The organism is Micromonospora sp. NPDC000207, from assembly GCF_040300925.1.
Lineage (GTDB): Bacteria > Actinomycetota > Actinomycetes > Mycobacteriales > Micromonosporaceae > Micromonospora.
In genome coordinates this window covers 22,628-42,396 of the sequence record NZ_JBEPEQ010000006.1, presented here as the reverse complement: position 1 = coordinate 42,396, position 19,769 = coordinate 22,628, and the positions used below count along the sequence as shown (strand labels likewise).

The following is a 19,769-nucleotide window of genomic DNA, read 5'->3' as shown; positions in this document are numbered from 1 at the left end:
GCCCGGTGCGAGTGTGGAAGGGGAACCCTTCTATGCAGTAGGCGTTGACAGGGGCACTTCCTCACCCCAGGGTGCGGTAGAGGTCGAGGGTGCGGGTGGCGATGGTGTCCCAGGAGAAGTGGTCGACGGCCCGGCGGCGGCCCGCCTTCCCGAGGGCGGCGGTCCGGGCCGGATCGGAGAGCAGCTCGTTGACGGCGGCGGCCAGGTCGGCGACGAACTGGTCCGGGGCCAGCGGGGTGCCGGTGCCGTCGGCGGACTGCATGATCGGCACCAGGAGGCCGGTCTCGTCGTGGGCGACCACCTCGGGGATCCCGCCGGTGGCGGTCGCCACCACTGCGGTCTCGCAGGCCATCGCCTCCAGGTTGACGATCCCCATCGGCTCGTAGACCGAGGGGCAGACGAAGACCGTGGCGTGGGTGAGGACCTGGATCACCTCGGGCTTGGCAAGCATCTCGGCGACCCAGACCACCCCGGACCGACCGGCCCGCAGCTCGGCCACCAACCCCTCCACCTCGGCGGCGATCTCCGGAGTGTCGGGAGCACCGGCGAGCAGGACGAGCTGGGTGTCGGCGGGCAGCTCCCGGGCGGCCCGTAGCAGGTAGGGCAGCCCCTTCTGCCTGGTGATCCGCCCGACGTAGACCACGCTGGGGCGGGTCGGGTCGATTCCCAGCCGGTCCAGCACCGCCGTGTCGTGGTCCGGGGCGTACTGCTCGGTGTCGATCCCGTTGTGGATCACGTACACCCGGTCCGGGTCGACGGCCGGGTACGCGGCCAGGACGTCCCGGCGCATCCCCTCGCTGACGGCCACCACCGCGTCGGCCGCCTCGTACGCGGTCCGCTCGATCCAGGAGGAGAGGGCGTACCCGCCGCCGAGCTGTTCGGCCTTCCACGGTCGCAGCGGCTCCAGGCTGTGCGCCGTCACCACGTGGGGCACCCCGTGCAGCAGCTTGGCGGTGTGCCCGGCGAGGTTGGCGTACCAGGTGTGGCTGTGCACCACGTCGGTGCCGGCGCAGGCGGCGGCCATCTCCAGGTCGACGCCCATGGTCCGCAGGGCGGCGTTCGCCCCCGCCAACCCGGCCGGGTCGGGGTAGCCGGTGACCCCCGGCTCGGTGCGGTCACCGCCGAAGCAGTGCACCCGGACGTCGGCGAGTCGACGCAGCTCGCGGGCCAGGTACTCGACGTGGACCCCGGCCCCGCCGTACACCTCCGGGGGGTACTCCCGGGTCAACAGATCGACGCGCAGCGGTGAGGAGTCCGTCATGCCCTCGCACCCTAGTGCAGGAGAGTCGTCGTACGAGTGGTGAAGTCGGTCGAGGGTGGTTAGCGTCTGTTCATGGCTGCGAAGGTGCTTGCGATCGTCCTGGCGGGGGGAGAGGGTAAGCGCCTCATGCCGCTCACCGCCGACCGGGCCAAACCGGCCGTTCCGTTCGGCGGTATGTACCGGATGGTGGATTTCGTGCTGTCGAACCTGGCGAACGCCGGGTATCTGAAGATCGTCGTCCTGACCCAGTACAAGTCCCACTCGCTGGACCGGCACATCAGCATGACCTGGCGGATGTCGACGCTGCTCGGCAACTACGTCACCCCGGTCCCGGCCCAGCAGCGCCGGGGGCCGTGGTGGTTCGCCGGGTCCGCCGACGCCATCTACCAGAGCCTCAACCTGATCCACGACGAGCAGCCGGAGTACGTCATCGTCTTCGGCGCCGACCACATCTACCGGATGGATCCCCGCCAGATGGTGGAGGCTCACATCGCCTCCGGGGCCGGGGTGACGGTCGCCGGTATCCGCCAGCCGCTCTCCAGCGCCGACCAGTTCGGGGTGATCGAGGTCGGCGAGGACGGCCGCCGGATCCGGGCGTTCCGCGAGAAGCCCACCGACGCGGTAGGGCTCCCCGACGCACCCGACGAGATCTACGCCTCGATGGGCAACTACGTCTTCACCACCAAGGCCCTCCTGGACGTGGTGGAGGCCGACGCCGAGGACAAGACCAGCAAGCACGACATGGGCGGCAGCATCATCCCGCTGCTCGTCGAGCGGGGCGAGGCGAACGTCTACGACTTCCGTGACAACGAGGTCCCCGGCAGCACCGACCGGGACCGGGGTTACTGGCGGGACGTGGGGACCCTCGACTCGTTCTACGACGCACACATGGATCTGATCAACGTCCACCCGGTGTTCAACCTCTACAACTTCGACTGGCCGATCCTCACCGCGCAGCCGCCGTACCCGCCCGCGAAGTTCGTCCACCAGTGGGGCGAGCGGGTCGGCCGGGCCGTCGCCTCGATGGTGTCACCCGGTGCGGTGGTCTCCGGGTCGCTGGTGGAGAACTCGATCGTCTCCCCGAAGGTGAAGGTCCACTCCTGGGCGCACGTCGAGGGGTCGGTCCTGATGGAGGGGGTGGACATCGGCCGGCACGCGGTGGTCCGCCGGGCCATCCTCGACAAGAACGTGGTCGTCCCGGAGGGCGCCGAGATCGGCGTGGACCTGGAACGGGACCGGCAGCGCTACACCGTCTCCGACAACGGCGTCGTGGTCATCGGCAAGGGGCAGCGGGTCGAACCGTGACAACGTGTGACCCGGTCCCCGCCGGGGAATCAGCGAACCCACCGCACCACCCCACAGGAGGATCCCGTCGTGGCCCATCCCCGTGCCGGTCAGCCGGCCCAGCCCGCCGACCTGGTCGACGTGCCGAGGCTGGTCACCGCCTACTACGCCGAGCATCCCGACCCGGACGACCCGGCGCAGCAGGTCTCCTTCGGCACCTCCGGGCACCGGGGCTCGTCGCTGCGCGGGGCGTTCAACTCCGACCACATCCTCGCCGTCACCCAGGCCCTCTGCGACTACCGCCGGGACCGGGGGGTCGACGGACCCCTGTTCCTGGCCCGCGACACCCACGCGCTCTCCGCCCCCGCCGCGGTGGACGCGCTGGAGGTCCTCGCCGCCAACGGGGTCACGGTGCTGGTGGACAGCCGGGACGGCTACACCCCCACCCCGGCCCTGTCCCACGCGGTGCTCACCCACAACCGGGGGCGCACCACGGGCCTCGCCGACGGGATCGTGATCACCCCGTCGCACAACCCGCCCGACGACGGCGGGTTCAAGTACAACCCCACCCACGGCGGCCCCGCCGACTCCGACGCGACCAGATGGATCCAGGACCGGGCGAACGCGATCCTCGCCGCCGGCCTCAAGGAGGTGCAGCGGATTCCGTACGCCCGGGCCCGCGCCGCCGACACCACCGGTGAGTACGACTTCCTCGCCCACTACGTCGACGACCTGCCCGCCGTGCTGGACCTGGCCGCGATCCGCGACGCCGGGGTCCGGATCGGGGCGGACCCGCTCGGCGGGGCGAGCGTGGCGTACTGGGGGGAGATCGCCGACCGGCACCGGCTCGACCTGACGGTCCTCAACCCCACAGTCGACCCGACCTGGCGGTTCATGACCCTCGACGGGGACGGCAAGATCCGGATGGACTGCTCCTCGCCGAACGCGATGGCCTCCCTGATCGCCAACCGGACCGACTACGCCCTCTCCACAGGCAACGACGCCGACGCCGACCGGCACGGGATCGTCACCCCCGACGGGGGGCTGATGAACCCCAACCACTACCTGGCGGTGGCGATCGGGCACCTGTTCCGGACCCGGGACCGGTGGGGGGCGCAGGCGGCGGTCGGCAAGACCCTGGTCTCCTCGTCGATGATCGACCGGGTCGCCGCCGACCTGGGTCGGCCCCTGCTGGAGGTGCCTGTCGGGTTCAAGTGGTTCGTCCCGGGGCTCCTCGACGGGACTGTCGGGTTCGGCGGGGAGGAGAGCGCCGGGGCGTCCTTCCTGCGCCGCGACGGCGGCACCTGGACGACCGACAAGGACGGGCTGCTGCTCTGCCTGCTCGCCGCCGAGATCATCGCCACCACCGGGCGGACCCCCAGCGAGCACTACACAACGCTGACCGAACGTTTCGGTGCGCCCGCGTACGCCCGGATCGACGCCCCGGCCGACCGGGAGCAGAAGGCGGCGCTGGGGCGGCTCTCCCCGGCGCAGGTGACCGCGTCGGAGCTGGCCGGGGAGCCGATCACGGCCACCCTGACCGAGGCCCCCGGCAACGGGGCGGCGCTCGGCGGACTGAAGGTGACCACCGAGTCGGGGTGGTTCGCCGCCCGCCCCTCCGGCACCGAGGACGTCTACAAGATCTACGCCGAGTCGTTCCAGGGACCCGAGCACCTCGCCCGCATCCAGGAGGAGGCCAAGGCGCTCGTCGACGGGGTCCTCTCGGGGAGCTGACCGGGGCGCCCGCGTCACCGCCCGGCACGCGGATCGTTACCTCTGTGGTCGTCGAGCAGAGGGGGTCCCCGTGCCCAGTCGTGTCCGGGCGATCGTCGGCAGGGTGCACGACAGGTGGGCGGCGTCGCGTGACCCGATGGGCTTCGCCCGGTCGCTCGGGGTGAACCTCAACGGCCGGGTGACCTTCTACGGGATCAACAGGCAGATGTTCGGCTCGGAACCGTGGATGATCACCCTCGGGAACGACGTCCACGTCACCGCCGGGGTCCAGTTCGTCACCCACGACGGGGGCACCCTGATCCTCCGCAAGGACCATCCCGACCTGGAGTGGACCGCCCCGATCGTGGTCGGCGACGACGTCTACCTCGGCATCCGGACCATCGTCCTGCCCGGGGTCACCATCGGCGACAGGTGCGTCATCGGGGCCGGTTCGGTGGTGGCCCGGGACATCCCCGACGGCACAGTGGCGGCCGGGGTGCCGGCCCGACCGATCCGCACCACCGACGACTACCTGGCCCGGTTGCAGGCCAAGTCGCTACGGGTCGGACACCTGCCCGCCCAGGCCAAGGCCGAGGCGATCAAGAAGATCTACGGCATCCCGACCGGCTGACCGCCCGGCCCGGGGGTCACCGGGGCGGACGCATCCGACGCCTGTCGAACTGGTCGCGCAACTGCTCCGGGAGAAGTTCACGCAGCTGCTCGGGCAGCAGCGGCAGGTCCAACAGGCTCAACTTGATCTGGTTGCGTTCCTGGTAGCGGTTCGGGTCGAGGCGGACCACCTGCCCGGCGTCGCGCACGTAGCGGACCCGGACCGAGCCCTCGGTGGCGGCCTCCCTGATGACCAGGCCGTCCATCTCCACCGTCACCGCCGCCGAGTCCGGGCGCAGCTCCAGGTGGATCGTCTCGTCGGGGGAGAGGACCACCGAACGGGAGATCCCGGCCATCGGTGCCGACGGGGTCACCACCACCGCATGCGTCGCCGGGGAGACCAGCGGCCCGCCCGCCGCGTAGCTGTACGCCGTGGACCCGGTCGGGGTGGCCACCACCAGCGCGTCGCATCGGTAGTAGCCGTACCGCCGACCGTCCACCGACAGGGTGACGGTGACGAACCCGGAACCGGGCCGACGGACCAGGGCCACGTCGTTGAAGGCCACCACGTCGTCGCCGCACACCTCGCAGGAGAGGCAGGCGTGCGACTCGACGGTGAAGTCCCCCGTGGCCAGCCGGTCCAACGCCCCGGGCAACTCCGGCGGGTCCACCTCGACCAGGAACCCCAGCCGACCCAGGTGCACGCCGAGAACGGGTTTCGGGGTGCGGACCGCCGCACGCAGCGCGCCCAGCATCGTCCCGTCCCCGCCGATGCTGATCAGGGCGTCACAGCGGGCGGCCAACTCGTCGGCGGGCACCGGCTGCACCGAGGACGGCACCCGGTGCCGGTCGGCCGACCGTACGGCCAGGGTGCGCCCGTGCCGGGCCGCCCACCGGTCGACGATCCCCACCACCTCGGAGACGTCCCGGGTGGGATGTAGCACCAGACCGAACCCGTACCCCGCCACCGGTCCAGCTCACCACAGCGGGTCCGGCCACGCGGCGATCCGCCCGATCTCCGGCGACAAGTTCTCCGAGGAGTTTCCGCGACGGCCCCGCCCCCCGGTCGTTGAAGTCATGTACCGACCAGGGCGTGGAGGCAGCTCGTCATGCGACTACTCATCACCGGTGGTGCCGGGTTCATCGGCGCCAACCTCGCACGGGCGGCGGTCGCCGACCCGTCCATCGGGGACGTACGGGTCCTCGACGACCTGGCCACCGGTGTCCTCGGCAACCTCGACGGGCTCGACGTACGGGTCATCCCCGGGTCCATCCTCGCCCCCGACGTCCTCGACGACGCCGTACGGGGTCGCGACGCGATAGTGCACCTGGCGGCCCTGCCCAGCGTCCCCCGGTCGCTGCGCGACCCGGTAGCCTCCCACCACGCCAACGCCACCGGCACCCTCTGCGTCCTGGAGGCGGCCCGCCGTCACGGGGTGGGCCACGTCGTGGTGGCCTCCTCCTCGTCGGTGTACGGGGCCAACCCGGTGCTGCCCAAGACGGAGCTGACCTGGACCCGCCCGCTGAGCCCGTACGCGGTGAGCAAGCTGGCCACCGAGGCGTACGCCCTGGCGCACCAGGCCTCCTTCGGGCTGCCCACGCTGGCCTTCCGCTTCTTCAACGTGTACGGCCCCCGGCAGCGCCACGACCACGCGTACGCCGCTGTGGTGCCCCGGTTCGTGCACGCCGCCCTCAGCGACGAGCCGGTGCAGGTCAACGGCGACGGGCGGCAGTCCCGGGACTTCACCTACGTCCAGACTGTCTGCGACGTGCTGTTGGACGCCGTACGGCGGACCGTCTCCCACCCGCATCCGGTGAACCTCGCCTTCGGGGCCCGGGTGGACCTGCTGACAGTCCTCGACGAGTTGGAGCAGATCGTCGGTCGGCCGATCACCCGTCGACACGCCCCGCCCCGCACCGGCGACGTACGGCACTCCGAGGCCGACAACGAGGTGCTGCGTCGGCTCTTCCCGTCGGTGGTGCCCACCCCCCGGGCGCAGGGGTTGCGGGAGACCGTCGACTGGTTCCGGACCCACGTGATGAAGCAGCCGACCCGTTGACCGGCGCCGCCACCGGAACCGTCGAGGCCGGTGCGGCCCCGTCGTCCGGGGGCGGCCCGCCGGAGCCCGCCGGGGTCGGCCGGACCCGACGGTTGGCCACCGGGATCGTCTCGTCACTGGCCGGTCGGGCGGTGGGCCTGGTCGCGCCGCTTGTCGTCACCCCGTTGACCTTCGGCTACCTCGGTGCCGAACGGTACGGCCTGTGGATGGCTGTCACCTCCCTGACCGGGATGGCCCTCTTCGCCGACCTGGGGCTCGGCAACGGCCTGCTGACCCGACTGTCCCGACTGCACGGCACCGGTGACCGGCCCGCCGCCGCCCGGGAGGTCTCCAGCGCGTACGCGGTGCTCGGTGCGCTCACCGCCGGGCTGCTGGTGCTGCTCGCCGTCGCGGGGGTGACGGTGCCCTGGGCGGACCTGTTCGCGGTGACCGACCCCCGGGTGGCCGCCGGTGCGCCCGCCGTGGCGCTGGTCTGCCTCGGGGCCTTCCTGGTCAACGTCCCCCTCGCCCTGGTGCAGCGCATCCAGTACGCCCACCAGGAGGTGACCCGCAGCAACCTGTGGCAGGCGGCGGGAAGCCTGTCGTCGGTGGTCCTGGTCGGCGTGGCGGTGGCGGCCCGGGTCGACCCGGTGCTGGTGGTGGCGGTGGCGGTCGGTGCGGTACCGGCGACGAACCTGGTGAACACCGTGGCGTACTTCGCCGGTCGGGGTCGGGACCTGCGACCCCGCCGCCGACTCGTGGACCGGCGGGTCGCCCGGAACCTGCTGCGGCTGGGTGCGGCGTTCTGCGCCCTGTCGGTGCTGACCTCCGCCGCGCTCAACGTGGACGCCTTCCTGGTGGGGCGGGTGCTGGGGCTGACCGAGGCCGCCGTGTACGCGGTCGTCCTGCGGCTGTTCGCCCTGCTCGGTCTCTTCGTGACCGTGGTCAACCTGCCGTTGTGGCCTGCGAACGGGGAGGCGATCGCCCGGGGTGACGTGCGCTGGGTCCGCCGCAGCACCCGCCGGATGGTCCTGGTGTCCGTCGGGGCTGTGACACTGCCCGGGGTGGCCCTCGTGGTGGCGGGCAATCCCCTGCTCGACTGGTGGCTGCGCGATCCGCTGTTCCCGACCGTCCCGGTGGCGCTGCTGGCCGCGCTCGCCGGGTGGTCGGTGCTGGTGGCGGCGGCGGCCCCGCTGTTCATGGCACAGAACGCGGTGAGCCTCCTCGGCCCGCAGTTCTTCGGCTGGGCGGGGTTCCTGGCCGTGTCGGTCCCGGCGAAGGTGCTGCTCGCCGAGGGGTACGGCCTCACTGGCGTCGCCGTGGCCACCACCGCCGGTTACGCGCTCACGGTGCTGCCCGCCGCCGTCGTCGGCTACCGCCGGACCCTGTCCGCCGTCGCCACCGGCACCACCGCCGTCGCCACCGGCACCCGGGAGGCCGTCGTCGGCGGCGAGAGGAGGCCTGACGATGCGGATTGACGCCGGACGTCCCGGCCGGACGCTGGGTGCCCTGGCCCGGCTCGTCGACGCGGCCTGGCAGGCGGGGAACCGGACCCGGCGGGCGGTGCGCGGCTGGGCGGTCGCCCACCGGTTCGCCGCCCGGGGCGACCGCCTGGCCTTCGACCCCGACGGGACCTACACCTACGAGACGATCGAGGTGGGTGACGACGTCGACCTCGGGTACCGGCCGATACTGATCGCCGCCCGCAGTCGGATCCGGATCGGCGACAACGTGATGTTCGGTCCGGAGGTGACGATCCGGGGTGGCAACCACCGCATCGACCGGGTCGGCCTGCCGATGATCGCGGTCGGGAAGGAACCCGGCGACGAACGGTACGACAGGGGGGTGACCATCGGCGACGACGTCTGGGTGGGGACCCGGGCGATCATCCTGCACGGGGTGACGGTGGGACGGGGTGCGGTGGTGGGCGCCGGGGCGGTGGTCACCCGGTCGGTGCCGCCGTACGCGATAGTCGCCGGTAACCCGGCCCGGGTGCTGCGGCTGCGCTGGCCGGTCGACCGGATCGCCGCGCACGAGACGGCCTGCTACCCACCCGGGCGACGGTTGACCGAGGCTCAGTTGGCGGAGCTGTCCGACCTCGCCCCCGACGGCCCGGGAACGCCGCCGACACCCGCGTCCGGGGAGCCGTCCGTACCCGGTTCGGCGGAGCCGTCCGTACCCGCGTCGGGGGAGCCGGCCGACCCGTCGGGGGCCGTCGATCCGGTGGCGACGAAGGTGCTCACCGTCGACCGCCAGGCCCGGTAGTCGAAACTGGTGGTGGCGCGGTTGCGGGCCGCCAGGCTCAGCTGCCGCCAGCCCGCGTCGTCGAGTCGGGCGGCACGGCGCAGCCCGGCCCCCACGTCGGCCACCGTGGACCCGGCCAGGACGATGCCCTCCTGCCCGTCGACGACGTACCGGTGCAGGTCGCTGGTGTGGTTGAGCAGCACCGGGCAGCCGGCCGCCAGGCTCTCCGGGACCTTCGAGGGGAAACCCGCGTTGGCGTACCCGGCGTCCGGCCGGACCAGGACCGACAGGTGCGACCGGGACAGCTCCGCCAGGACCCGGTCGCGGGGGACCCGGCCGAGGAAGGTGACCCGGTCGCCGACCTCGACGAGCTGACCCCGGTCCAGGTCGGAGGCGCGGGCCGCGTCGGCCCCGGTCATCCCGGCGACCACCAGTTCGATCCGGTCCCGGTCGGCGGGCGGGAGGGCCAGCAGCGCCGAGACGACCACCGCCAGGAGGTCCTTCGGTCCGGCGGTACCGGCGTAGAGCAGCCGTACGCCGGTCGCCGTCGGGGGCGGGTCACACCTGGCGTACTCGGTGGGGTCGACCAGCGGCGGCACCACGAGCGTCGGCCGCCCGGCGGCCCGGAACCGCTCCCCGAGGGTCTGCGAGACGGTGGTCACCCGGTCGGCCAGCCGGGCGGCCAGCATCGACGCCCAGCGGTGCCGCAGGAAGTAGGGCGTCCACCGGCCCCGGGGGAACTGGGCGGCGTCGTGCCGTTCGCAGACGTCCACTGTCAACGGTCGCCGCAGGGCGGTCCGCAGGACCAGCCAGGTGGTGAGACTCCACAGGTTCAGGGGGACGCAGACCCCGGCCAGGTCCGCCGGGCGCAGCCCGTGCCGCCGCAGCGCCCGGACCATCCGCCACGGTCGGGTCCACTGCCACCACCAGCGCCCCCACCGTCCCTGCGGCGACCCGGTGAGGGTGATCAGCCGTACGCCCGCCGGGAGGATCGGCGCGGCGGGGGGCGGTGACCCCTGCGGGGGCCAGTCGTTGACCACGACGGTGGTGCCGCCCTCGGGGGTGGCCGACCGGGCCAGGTGCAGCAGCCGGTTGGACATCGCGTCGCCGTGGGGGAAGCGGAACGCGCTCAGGGCCACCGTGGTGTCGGGGGTGGCCGACGACGGGCGAAGCTCCGGTTCGACCTTAATTGCAGTATTTCTCATTACCTAGTCACCATTCCTCCGGAAAGTCGGTTAACCGTACGTCGTCGCGGCGGGACCGACGGTCAGGTGCCCCGGCCCGTCGTCGCCGACCCACGGAAGAGGTGACGATGGACGACCCCTATCGGCGGCCCCGACGTCCGGTGGTGGTGCAGCACTCGGCGGGCCGTTCCGGCTCCAACGGGCCGCTGACCGCCGTCGAGCGGGTCGTCGGCTCCCACCTCGCGCAACGGTACGAGTTCGTCCGGATGCACCAGTCCGACGACGGCAACGGCGCGCTCAACGTCCCACTGCTGCGCCGCTGGGTGTCGATGCTCCGGCAGGTCCGACCCGACCTGGTGCACGTGCGGGGACTACAGAACGAGGGCTTCCACGGGGTGCTCGCCGCCCGGCTCGCCCGCGTACCCCGGATCCTGGTCACTGTGCACGGCACGGTCCGTGACCTCACCAGCCCGCCGTCGTGGCGTCGTCACCTGCTGGTGCACGGCGCGGAGCCGTTCACCCTCCGGGCCGCCACCCACGTCGGCACCGTCTGCGAGTACGCCGCAGCGCGACGGTTCGTCCAGGCGGTGGGGGAGAGGTTCGTCGGCGTCATCCCCAACGGCGTACCGGTCCCCGCCGACCCCTCCGCCGCCCGCGACCGGGTCCGCGCCGAACTGGGCCTGGCCCCCAGCGACGTCGTCATGATCGCGGTCAGCCGACTGACCTGGGAGAAGGGGTACGCCGTCCTGGCCCGGGCGCTGCGCCGGCTGGCCCCCGGCCACCTGCGGCGGGTGCTGCTGGTCGTCGGGGACGGACCGGACCGGACCGGGATCGAGTCGGCGCTGTCCGACGCCGGACCGGTCGACGTCAGGTTCCTCGGATCCCGTCGGGACGTACCCGACCTGCTCTCCGCCGCCGACCTGTTCGTCTTCCCGACCCGGCACGAGAACCTGTCGAACGCGCTGCTGGAGGCGATGGCGTACGGACTTCCGGCGGTGGCCTCCGCCGTCGGCGGGAACGTGGAGGTGCTGCGGCGCGGCGGCGGCCGACTGGTGCCGCCGGACGACCCGTCGGCGTTGGCCGCCGCGATCGCCCCACTCCTTGCAGACCCGGTCGAACGTCGGCACCTCGGCGACCTGGCGCGAAAGGTCGTCGACGACGGCTACAGCCTCGACGTGATGCTCGGGACCCTGGACCGGACGTACCGGCGGATCCTCGGAACCCGGGGATGAACCCGCCCGACGCGCCCCGGGTCGCCCTGCTCGGGTTCACCGTCGCCGACGAGGAGTTCGCCAGCGCCACCGCCGGGGACGCCCTGTTGGCGACGCAGACCCACACCTTCGCCTGGGCGCTGGTCCGCAGCCTGACCACTGCGGGCTGCCCGGTGCGGCTGGTCTCGGCGGTCCCGGTCTCCACGTACCCGCGTAACCCGCACGTCCTGTTGCGCGGCGGACGGTTCCGACAGGACGGCGTCGAGGGGCGGCTGCTCGGCTTCGTCAACCTGATCGGCCTCAAGCACCTCACCCGGTTCCTGGCGGCACGTCGTGAGGTCGCCCGGATCCTGCGGGAACGACACACCGACGTCCTCGTCGTACACGGGGTGCACAGCCCGTTCCTGTGGTGCGGAGCGTGGGCCGCGCGCGGCGGTGACCTGCGGGTCGTCGTGGTCCTCACCGACCCGCCCGGAGTGGCCCAACCCACCGACGGTGGGCTGGTCCGTCTCCTGCGCGGCCTGGACGTCCGGCTGGTCCGGGCGGCGCTGCGGCGCTGCGCCGGAGTCGTCGCCCTGACCCCGGCGCTCGCCGACGACCTCGCCCCGGGTCGACCCCGGTTGGTCATGGAGGGCATCTGCACCCCGCCCGGCCCGGTTACGCCCTCCCCGGCGCCCCCCGGGGTACGGGAGATCGCCTACGCCGGCGGGCTGACCCGGGCGTACGGGGTGGACCGGCTGGTCACCGCGTTTCGCGCCCTCCCGGACCCGGATCTGCGGCTGTGCCTGTACGGGCGCGGCGACCTCACCGACTGGCTGAACGTCCAGGCGGTCCAGGACCCCCGGATCCTGCCGCCGACGGTCCTCGACCGGGCGGAGTTGGTGGGTCGACTCACCTCGGCCTCGGTGCTCGTCAACCCCCGCCCGGTCGACCAGGGCTTCGTCCGCTACTCGTTCCCCTCGAAGCTGATCGAGTACCTGGCCACCGGGGTTCCGGTGGTGACCACCCGGCTGCCCGGCATCCCGGCCGACTACACGCCCTGGCTGCGCTTCGCCGAGCCGGACACCGCCGAGGGGCTGCGGGCGGCGCTGGCCTCGGTGCTCGCCCTGCCGCCGGACACCGCCCGGGCGCTCGGATCGCAGGCGGCTGACTTCGTCCGGACCAGTCGCGGCCCGGCGGCCCAGGGCGAGCGGATGCGGACCTTCCTGGCCGACCTGGTGGCCGGAGCCCGGGCGGCCGACCGGACGGGGTCGGCCACCGCCACCACCGGTTAGGACGCCTCGTTGCCCGGACGAACCGTCACCTGTGGTCCCGCACCACCAGCGCGGTCCCCGTCCCCGTCCCCGGGCGGTCGGGCGTCGGCCGCCGCACCGGCATCCCCGGTACGACGCCGTTCGGGGTCTTCGGCCGACGGCGGGCCTCCCGGTCCGGGTCGGTCAGCAGCGACCGGCCCTCCCCGGCAGGCGACCGGTCCCCGGCATCCACCGATCCGCCCTCGGCGGTCAGGACCGAGGTGAGGGCGAGCAGGAGCCACATGCCCAGTGCCACGTCCCAGTGACCGGTCATCCAGATGGGCAGCAACCCGACCAGGAACAGCCCGGTGAGGCGTCGGCCACCCGCGGTGCGGGCCACCGGCACCAGGGCCGTGGCCACGACGGCGGCGAACAGCACCAGCCCGACCAGGCCGAGGTCGTTGCCGACGGTCAGAACCAGGCTGTGCGCCCCGAACCCGAGCGGGTTGGCGACCGGAAAGATCCCCGCGCCGACGCCGAGCAGCAACGACTCCGACCAGGACTGGAGGGCGTACGGCCACACCTGCATCCGTCCGGCGAGGTCACCTGTGGACCGGTAGGCGAAGAGCGTGTCCAGCCAGGTGAGGGCGGAGTGGGTCACCCTGATCGGAATCACCACCAGCAGCACCGGTACGCCGATCAGCGCCACCGGCCAGCAGAACCGCCCGGTCCACCGGGAGACCACGAAGTAGCCGGTGCCCAGGACCAGGGCGAAGAGGGCACCCCGGGTGCCGTTGAGCAGGACCGCGTACCCCAGGACCGGCAGGAGCCCGTACAGGCCGAGGCGCAGCACCCGGTGCAGGCCACCGACCCGGATCAGGACCAGCGCGAGCAGGAACCCGGTGGCCAGCGAGTACGCCGTGAAGTTGATGTTGAATCCCTCGATGCCGTACCGGACCGACAGGGCCATCGACCCGGTGTTCGGGGAGATCCCGGCGGCCTGGGCGTCGGCAATCACCTGCCCGGCCCGGACCGTGCACCCGAGCAGGTACGCGCCGCCGACGAGCAGCAGGTCGACCCGGGTGGTGACCAGGTGGCGCACCGTGACGAACAGGAACGTGGCGGCGACGTACAGGTAGGCGTTGGTGCGGGACACCCCGACGTCGGGGGTCCAGAACAGGGTGCAGACGGCCCACCCGCCGAGGAGCAACGCGAGTGTGTCGGCGGCCCGGGGCCGGGGCATCCGTCCGCTGAGTGCGACGGCGGCCAGCAGCGCCACCCCCAGCAGCGTCTGGTCCCGCAGCCAGCAGGCCAGGAACGCGACCACGCAGAGGATGCCGACGCTGAGGGTGGTGACCTCCCGTCGGGGGGTGGGTGCCGATCCGGGGGCGGAACCGGTGCCGGGAACCTGCCGTCGGGCCGACAGCGGGGGCAGACCGTTCATCGTGGAGCCGTACACGCCTTCGTCCTTCGCGCCGATGCGGATGGAACGACGTCGTGACGACGTCGGGAGGCCACCTGGACGCGGATGGTCCGGCGACGGCACGCCGGGCGACCCGTCGCCGCCGGGACGACAGGTAGGGCGTGAACCGCTCAATGGTGACTGGTCGGTTCTATCAGATGTTGGGGAAGTCAGACGCTTTTTCTGGATTTCGTTGCTTGGTCCGGCCTGTGTCGTTGCCCGAGTTGAGGCCTGCCGCCTGCCGATGTCGGCACGCGGGGCCACCAGACGAACAACGGGAGCGTCAGTGACTTTCTTGACTGCCGGACGCCGGGTGCTCATCACCGGCGGCACCGGCTCGTTCGGCCAGACGATGGTGCGTCGCCTCCTCGACGGAGACGTCGGCGAGGTCCGGGTGCTCAGCCGGGACGAGGCCAAGCAGGACGAGATGCGTCGCCGTCTCGGTGACGAACGGGTCCGCTACCTCATCGGTGACGTCCGGGACCCGGACTCGGTCCGGCTCGCCACCCGGGACGTCGACTTCGTCTTCCACGCCGCCGCGCTCAAGCAGGTACCCTCCTGCGAGTTCTTCCCGCTGGAGGCGGTCCGCACCAACATTCTCGGCAGCGCCAACGTCATCGAGGCCGCCGAACGCAACGGCGTCGGCTCGGTGGTGGTGCTCAGCACCGACAAGGCCGTCTACCCGGTGAACGCCATGGGCATCAGCAAGGCCCTGATGGAGAAGGTCGCCCAGGCCCACGCCCGCAACAACCCACGCAGCGCCACGGTGGTCTCCTGCGTCCGCTACGGCAACGTGATGTACTCCCGGGGCTCGGTGATCCCGCTCTTCGTCGAGCAGGTCAAGGCGGGCCGGGCCCCCACCGTGACGAACCCGGCGATGACCCGGTTCCTGATGTCGCTGACCGAGTCGGTGGAGCTGGTGGAGCACGCCTTCCAGCACGCCCGCCCCGGTGACGTGTTCGTCCGCAAGGCGGTCGCCTGCACCATCGGTGACCTCGCCGAGGCGGTCTGCCGGATCTTCGACGTTCCGTCCAAGATCGAGATGATCGGGGTGCGGCACGGCGAGAAGCAGGACGAGACACTGGCCAGCCGGGAGGAGTTGGCCCAGGCCGAGGACTTCGGCGACTTCTTCCGGGTTCCGGTCGACGCCCGGGACCTCAACTACGCCGTCTACACCTCCGAGGGCGAGTTCCGGGAGTCCCTCCCCGAGGACTTCAACTCGGCCAACGCGCCCCGTCTGGACGTACCGGGGATCATGGAACTGCTCCTCGACCTGCCCGAGATCCGGGCGGAGCTGGCGCTGCGGGACCCGGTGTTGGCGTGCTGAGGCTGGCGCTCACCGGCGGTCGGGGCTTCCTCGGCTGGCACGTCCGGGTCCTCGCCCGCGCCCTGGGCTGGCCGGAACCGGTCCTGGTCGACCGCGACGACCTGCGCGACGACGTCGCCACCGCCGCCAAGCTGGCCGGGGTGGACCGGGTGCTGCACCTGGCCGGGGTGAACCGGGGTGATCCCCGCGAGGTGGCCGCCGGCAACGTCGAGCTGGCCGCCGCCCTCGTCCGAGGGCTGCGTCGGTGCGACACCCCGCCGCCCACAGTGGTCTTCGCCAACTCGGTGCAGGCGGGCAACGGCACACCGTACGGCGACTCGAAGGCGTTGGCCGCCGTCACCCTGGCGGCGGCCCGACCGGACCTGGTCGACGTCGAACTGCCGAACCTGTACGGCGAACACGGCCAGCCCTACTACAACTCGGTGGTGGCCACCTTCTGCCGGCTCCTGGCCGAGCAGCGTGCGCCGCAGGTGGACCAGGACCGGGAACTGAACCTGGTGCACGTCTCCGACGCGGCGGCCCGCCTGATGGGCGCCCCCACCCAGGGCCCCTGGGACGCCGACATGCCGGGACTGCGCGTGGGGGTGCGCGAGTTGGCCGACCGGCTCGCCGGGTTCGCCGCCGTCTACCGGGGCGGGGAGATCCCCCCGCTGACCGACCGGCACGCGGTACGCCTGTTCAACACCTACCGGTCGCACTGCTTCCCGGCGCACTATCCGCTGCCGACGGTGCGGCGGGCCGACGCCCGGGGCGAACTGGTCGAGACGGTGAAGGTGCACGGCGGGGGCGGGCAGACGTTCTGCTCCACCAGTCGTCCCGGGGTCGTCCGGGGGGAGCACTTCCACCTGGCCAAGGTGGAGCGCTTCTGTGTCCTGCGGGGGACCGCCGAGATCCGGCTGCGTCGGGTCGGCACCGACGAGGTCGTCAGGTTCCCGGTCGAGGGCACCGAGCCGGTGGTGGTGGACATGCCGACGATGTGGGTGCACAACATCGTCAACACCGGCTCGACGGAGCTGCTCACTCTCTTCTGGACCAACGAGCTGTTCGATGCGGCCCGCCCCGACACCTGGGCCGAGGCGGTGGAGTTGACTCCGGCGGAGCCGGCCGTGGCGGCGGCGTGAACGCCCACCGGGCGGTCGGCGGGATCAGGGAGGAACAGGCATGACCAGAGTGATGACAGTGGTCGGCACCCGTCCGGAGATCATCCGGCTGTCCCGGGTGTTGGACCGGCTGGACCGTACCGTCGACCACGTCCTGGTGCACACCGGGCAGAACTGGGACCGGTCGCTGTCCGACGTGTTCTTCACCGAGCTGCGGCTGCGCCAGCCGGACCGGTTCCTCAGGGTGGACACCTCGTCGTTGGGGCGGGTCCTGGGCGGGGTCCTGGTCGGGGTGGAGCAGGCCATCACCGAGGTACGCCCCGACGCCCTGCTGGTCCTCGGGGACACCAACAGCTGCATCGCGGCGCTGATGGCCCGCCGGATGCGGGTGCCGGTCTACCACATGGAGGCCGGGAACCGGTGTTTCGACCTCAACGTCCCGGAGGAGACCAACAGGCGGCTTGTCGACCACGTCGCCGACTTCAACCTGGTCTACACCGAGCACGCCCGACGCAACCTGCTCGCCGAGGGCCTGCACCCGCGCCGGATCCTGCACACCGGCTCCCCGATGCGGGAGGTGTTGACGCACTACCTGCCCGACGTGGAACGCTCCGCCGTCCTCGACCAACTCGGTCTCACCGAGGACGGGTACTTCCTGGTCAGCGCGCACCGGGAGGAGAACGTCGACAGGCCGGACCGGTTGGGTTGCCTGCTCGACTGCCTCCGCGCGGTCCGTGACACCTGGGGACTGCCGGTGCTGGTCAGCACCCATCCCCGGACCCGCAAGCGGTTGGAGTCGCTGGCCGCCGACGCGTTGAGCCTGGACCGGATCACCTTCCACGAACCGTTCGGTCTGATCGACTACGTCCAGTTGCAGCGCCGGGCCCGCTGCACCCTCTCCGACAGCGGCACGATCAGCGAGGAGGCGGCGATCCTCGGCTTCCCGGCGGTCACCCTCCGCGAGTCGATCGAGCGTCCGGAGGCGCTGGACGCGGGCGGGATCGTGATGACCGGCCTGGACCCGGCCGGGGTGGTGGAGGCGGTCCGGGTGGTAGTCGACCAGGTGGCCGCCGACGGGGTGCCCTGCCCGGCCGACTACCGGGTCACCGACACGTCCCGCCGGGTTGTCGACTTCGTCCTCTCCACAGTCCGCCGCCACCACGACTGGGCCGGCATCCGCCACTGACGACCCGACGCGGGCCGGGGATTCGACCTCCGACCCGACGCGCGGGCCGGGGGGTTCGACCTCCGGCCCGCGCGTCGCCGGGTCACCTGCTGAGCACCACCCGCACGGTACGGGCGAGGATGCGCAGGTCCCCGAGGAAGCTGCGGGTGTCGACGTAGCGCAGGTACATCTCCACCTTCCGGGGCAGGACCACCGAGACGTAGTACTCCTCCGGCTGGGCGGCCTGCGCCAACTCGGCCGACTCGTGGCGGTACGCGATCGACGCCGGGTCGGTGATCCCGGGCCGTACGGACAGGATCCGCAGACGGGCCGGCGGGGGCCAGTGGGCGACGTACCTGTGCACCTCGGGACGCGGACCCACCAGGCTCATGTGGCCGACCAGGACGTCGTACAGCTGGGGGAGTTCGTCGAGTTTCGTGGCGCGCAGGAGTCGACCCACCCGGGTGATCCGGTCGTCGGTGTCGGAGGTGACGGCGGCCCCCGCCACCGACCGCATGCTGCGGAACTTGTGGATGTGGAAGCTGGTGCCACCCCGACCGGCCCGCTGCTGCCGGAACAGCACCGGGCCGCCGTCGTCGAGCCGGATCGCCACAGCGATCAGGGCCAGCACCGGGGCGGACAGCAGCAGGGCCACGGCCGCGACCGTGACGTCGAAGATCCTCTTGATCACTGGAGCACCTTGTGGACAGTGGTGACGACCCGCTCGACCTGTTCGTCGGTCATGGCCGAGAAGAGGGGCAGGCTGACCACCCGGGCGAACTCCGCGCTGGCGACCGGGAACAGGTCGTCGGTGAGCCGCCCCCGGTCGCGCCAGTAGGTGTGCTGGTGCAGCGGGATGAAGTGCACGCTGCACCCGACGCCGAGGCGGGACATCTCCCGGACGAAACCGTCCCGGTCGCAGGGCGCGTCGGAGCGCAGCCGGACCACGAACAGGTGCCAGGCGTGCACGTCCCCGGCTGGACCGGGCGGCGGGAGGTCCAGGGGGAGGTCGGCGAAGGCGCTCCGGTACCGCCCGGCGATCTCCTGTCGGCGGGCGCGCATCGCCTCCGCCCGGTCGAGTTGGACCAGGCCCATGGCGGCGGCCGGGTCGGTGAGGTTGCACTTCCAACCCGCCTCGACCACGTCGTACCGCCAGGACGGTCGGTCGCTGCGGTACCGGGCGAAGCCGTCCCTGTCGAACCCGTGCAGCCGGGTGGTACGGATCCGGCGGGCCACGTCGGGGTCGCGGGTGACCACCATCCCGCCCTCGCCGGTGGTGATGGTCTTCGTCGCGTAGAAGCTGAAGACCGTCGCCGCGCTGGTGCCGGCACCCACCGGGATCCCCTGGCTGCTCGCCGGGAAGGAGTGGGCGGCGTCCTCGACCACAGCGAGGCGGTGGGTGTCGGCGAAGTCGCGAAGGTCGGCGGCGGACACGGGTTGGCCGGCGAAGTGCACCGGGACGACGGCGACGGTCCGGTCGGTGACCTTGCGGGCCGCGTCGGTGAAGTCGATGTGGAGGGTGTCCGGTTCCACGTCGACGAGGACCGGTTCGGCGCCCAGGTGGACCACGACCTCGGCGGTGGCGGTGAAGGTCCAGGTCGGGACCAGCACCTCCATGCCGGGGCCGACGCCGAGCGCCTCCAACGCCAGGTGCAGACCGGCGGTCGCGGAGTTCACCGCGACGGCACCGACCCGGCCCCCGCACGCGTCGGCGAAGCGCTGTTCGAAGCGGGGCACCAGGGGACCGCTGGAGAGCCAGCCCGAACGCAGGGCGTCGGTGACGGCGGCGATCTCCTCCTCCCCGATGTCCGGCAACGCGAAGGGAAGCCTGCTGTCGTCCACCACGAACTCCTCTTTCCTGCATTGCGAGTTTTCGGGTCTACCGCAGAGTTAAACTCCTTTCGCCCTTTCTGGTGACTATTCAACCGTTATGCGAAT

At 72.1% G+C, this 19,769-nt stretch carries 16 protein-coding genes and 1 pseudogene; 11 read left to right on the top strand and 6 right to left on the bottom strand.

Going from position 1 to position 19,769, the window contains the following annotated elements; all coding sequences use genetic code 11:
• Window positions 1-61 precede the first annotated feature (61 nt).
• Window positions 62-1,261 (bottom strand): glycogen synthase, encoded by a 1,200-nt coding sequence (gene glgA / locus ABT336_RS03355; RefSeq protein WP_350894868.1) that lies wholly within the window; start codon window positions 1,259-1,261, stop codon window positions 62-64.
• Window positions 1,262-1,333: 72 nt separating this feature from the next.
• Between glgA and glgC the strand changes: the two genes are divergently transcribed.
• The 3 genes from glgC to ABT336_RS03340 all read left to right on the top strand — a co-directional run bounded on the left by glgC (window position 1,334) and on the right by ABT336_RS03340 (window position 4,889).
• Window positions 1,334-2,566 carry a glucose-1-phosphate adenylyltransferase gene (gene glgC / locus ABT336_RS03350; RefSeq protein ID WP_350894867.1) on the top strand — a complete coding sequence of 411 codons (1,233 nt, stop codon included), beginning with the start codon at window positions 1,334-1,336 and terminating at the stop codon, window positions 2,564-2,566.
• Between the two features lie 69 nt (window positions 2,567-2,635).
• A complete protein-coding gene (gene pgm, locus ABT336_RS03345) occupies window positions 2,636-4,279 on the top strand; it encodes a phosphoglucomutase (alpha-D-glucose-1,6-bisphosphate-dependent) (protein ID WP_350894866.1) in 1,644 nt (547 codons plus the stop codon).
• Between the two features lie 70 nt (window positions 4,280-4,349).
• Entirely contained in the window at window positions 4,350-4,889 is a 540-nt protein-coding gene (locus tag ABT336_RS03340) for a DapH/DapD/GlmU-related protein (RefSeq protein WP_350894865.1), read from the top strand.
• A gap of 16 nt (window positions 4,890-4,905) precedes the next feature.
• Here the strand turns inward: ABT336_RS03340 and ABT336_RS03335 are convergent, their stop codons facing one another.
• Complete coding sequence (locus ABT336_RS03335) at window positions 4,906-5,835, bottom strand: NAD(+)/NADH kinase (protein WP_350894864.1); 930 nt, start codon at window positions 5,833-5,835, stop codon at window positions 4,906-4,908.
• Between the two features lie 141 nt (window positions 5,836-5,976).
• Between ABT336_RS03335 and ABT336_RS03330 the strand changes: the two genes are divergently transcribed.
• The 3 genes and pseudogenes from ABT336_RS03330 to ABT336_RS03320 form a co-directional block, all read left to right on the top strand.
• Entirely contained in the window at window positions 5,977-6,927 is a 951-nt protein-coding gene (locus ABT336_RS03330; protein WP_350894863.1) for an NAD-dependent epimerase/dehydratase family protein, read from the top strand.
• Complete coding sequence (locus tag ABT336_RS03325; protein ID WP_350894862.1) at window positions 6,924-8,384, top strand: lipopolysaccharide biosynthesis protein; 1,461 nt, start codon at window positions 6,924-6,926, stop codon at window positions 8,382-8,384. Before ABT336_RS03330 ends, ABT336_RS03325 begins: the two co-directional genes overlap by 4 nt.
• Window positions 8,374-8,934: pseudogene (locus tag ABT336_RS03320) on the top strand (acyltransferase); the annotation flags it as partial. The gene ABT336_RS03325 and the pseudogene ABT336_RS03320, both read left to right, overlap by 11 nt.
• A 47-nt stretch (window positions 8,935-8,981) precedes the next feature.
• Here ABT336_RS03320 and ABT336_RS03315 read toward each other — a convergent pair.
• Complete coding sequence (locus ABT336_RS03315; protein ID WP_350894861.1) at window positions 8,982-10,355, bottom strand: glycosyltransferase; 1,374 nt, start codon at window positions 10,353-10,355, stop codon at window positions 8,982-8,984.
• Window positions 10,356-10,462: 107 nt separating this feature from the next.
• On the opposite strand from ABT336_RS03315, the gene ABT336_RS03310 reads away from it, so the two are divergent.
• On the top strand, window positions 10,463-11,566 hold the full coding sequence (locus tag ABT336_RS03310) for a glycosyltransferase (RefSeq protein WP_350894860.1): 1,104 nt from the start codon (window positions 10,463-10,465) through the stop codon (window positions 11,564-11,566).
• Window positions 11,563-12,819, top strand: coding sequence for a glycosyltransferase (locus tag ABT336_RS03305; protein ID WP_350894859.1), 1,257 nt, complete (start codon window positions 11,563-11,565; stop codon window positions 12,817-12,819). The genes ABT336_RS03310 and ABT336_RS03305 overlap by 4 nt, the downstream gene beginning before the upstream one ends.
• Before the next feature lie 25 nt (window positions 12,820-12,844).
• On the opposite strand, the gene ABT336_RS03300 is transcribed toward ABT336_RS03305, so the two are convergent.
• Window positions 12,845-14,236, bottom strand: a complete 1,392-nt coding sequence (locus ABT336_RS03300) for an O-antigen ligase family protein (protein ID WP_350894858.1) — start codon at window positions 14,234-14,236, stop codon at window positions 12,845-12,847.
• 289 nt (window positions 14,237-14,525) lie between these two features.
• Between ABT336_RS03300 and ABT336_RS03295 the strand changes: the two genes are divergently transcribed.
• From ABT336_RS03295 to wecB, 3 genes are read left to right on the top strand one after another with little or no spacing between them, the layout of a single operon-like run.
• The gene (locus ABT336_RS03295; RefSeq protein WP_350894857.1) at window positions 14,526-15,566 is read left to right on the top strand and encodes a polysaccharide biosynthesis protein; all 1,041 of its coding nucleotides are present in this window, start codon (window positions 14,526-14,528) and stop codon (window positions 15,564-15,566) included.
• Window positions 15,560-16,687 carry a polysaccharide biosynthesis C-terminal domain-containing protein gene (locus tag ABT336_RS03290; protein ID WP_350894855.1) on the top strand — a complete coding sequence of 376 codons (1,128 nt, stop codon included), beginning with the start codon at window positions 15,560-15,562 and terminating at the stop codon, window positions 16,685-16,687. The genes ABT336_RS03295 and ABT336_RS03290 overlap by 7 nt, the downstream gene beginning before the upstream one ends.
• Window positions 16,688-16,727: 40 nt before the next feature.
• A complete protein-coding gene (gene wecB, locus ABT336_RS03285; RefSeq protein WP_350894854.1) occupies window positions 16,728-17,852 on the top strand; it encodes a non-hydrolyzing UDP-N-acetylglucosamine 2-epimerase in 1,125 nt (374 codons plus the stop codon).
• A gap of 82 nt (window positions 17,853-17,934) precedes the next feature.
• Here the strand turns inward: wecB and ABT336_RS03280 are convergent, their stop codons facing one another.
• Together ABT336_RS03280 and ABT336_RS03275 are read right to left on the bottom strand one after the other, a co-directional pair.
• Window positions 17,935-18,522: a sugar transferase gene (locus ABT336_RS03280; protein WP_350894853.1), complete on the bottom strand. Its 588-nt coding sequence runs from the start codon at window positions 18,520-18,522 to the stop codon at window positions 17,935-17,937.
• Entirely contained in the window at window positions 18,519-19,673 is a 1,155-nt protein-coding gene (locus ABT336_RS03275) for a DegT/DnrJ/EryC1/StrS family aminotransferase (protein WP_350894852.1), read from the bottom strand. Before ABT336_RS03275 ends, ABT336_RS03280 begins: the two co-directional genes overlap by 4 nt.
• Window positions 19,674-19,769: the final 96 nt, after the last annotated feature.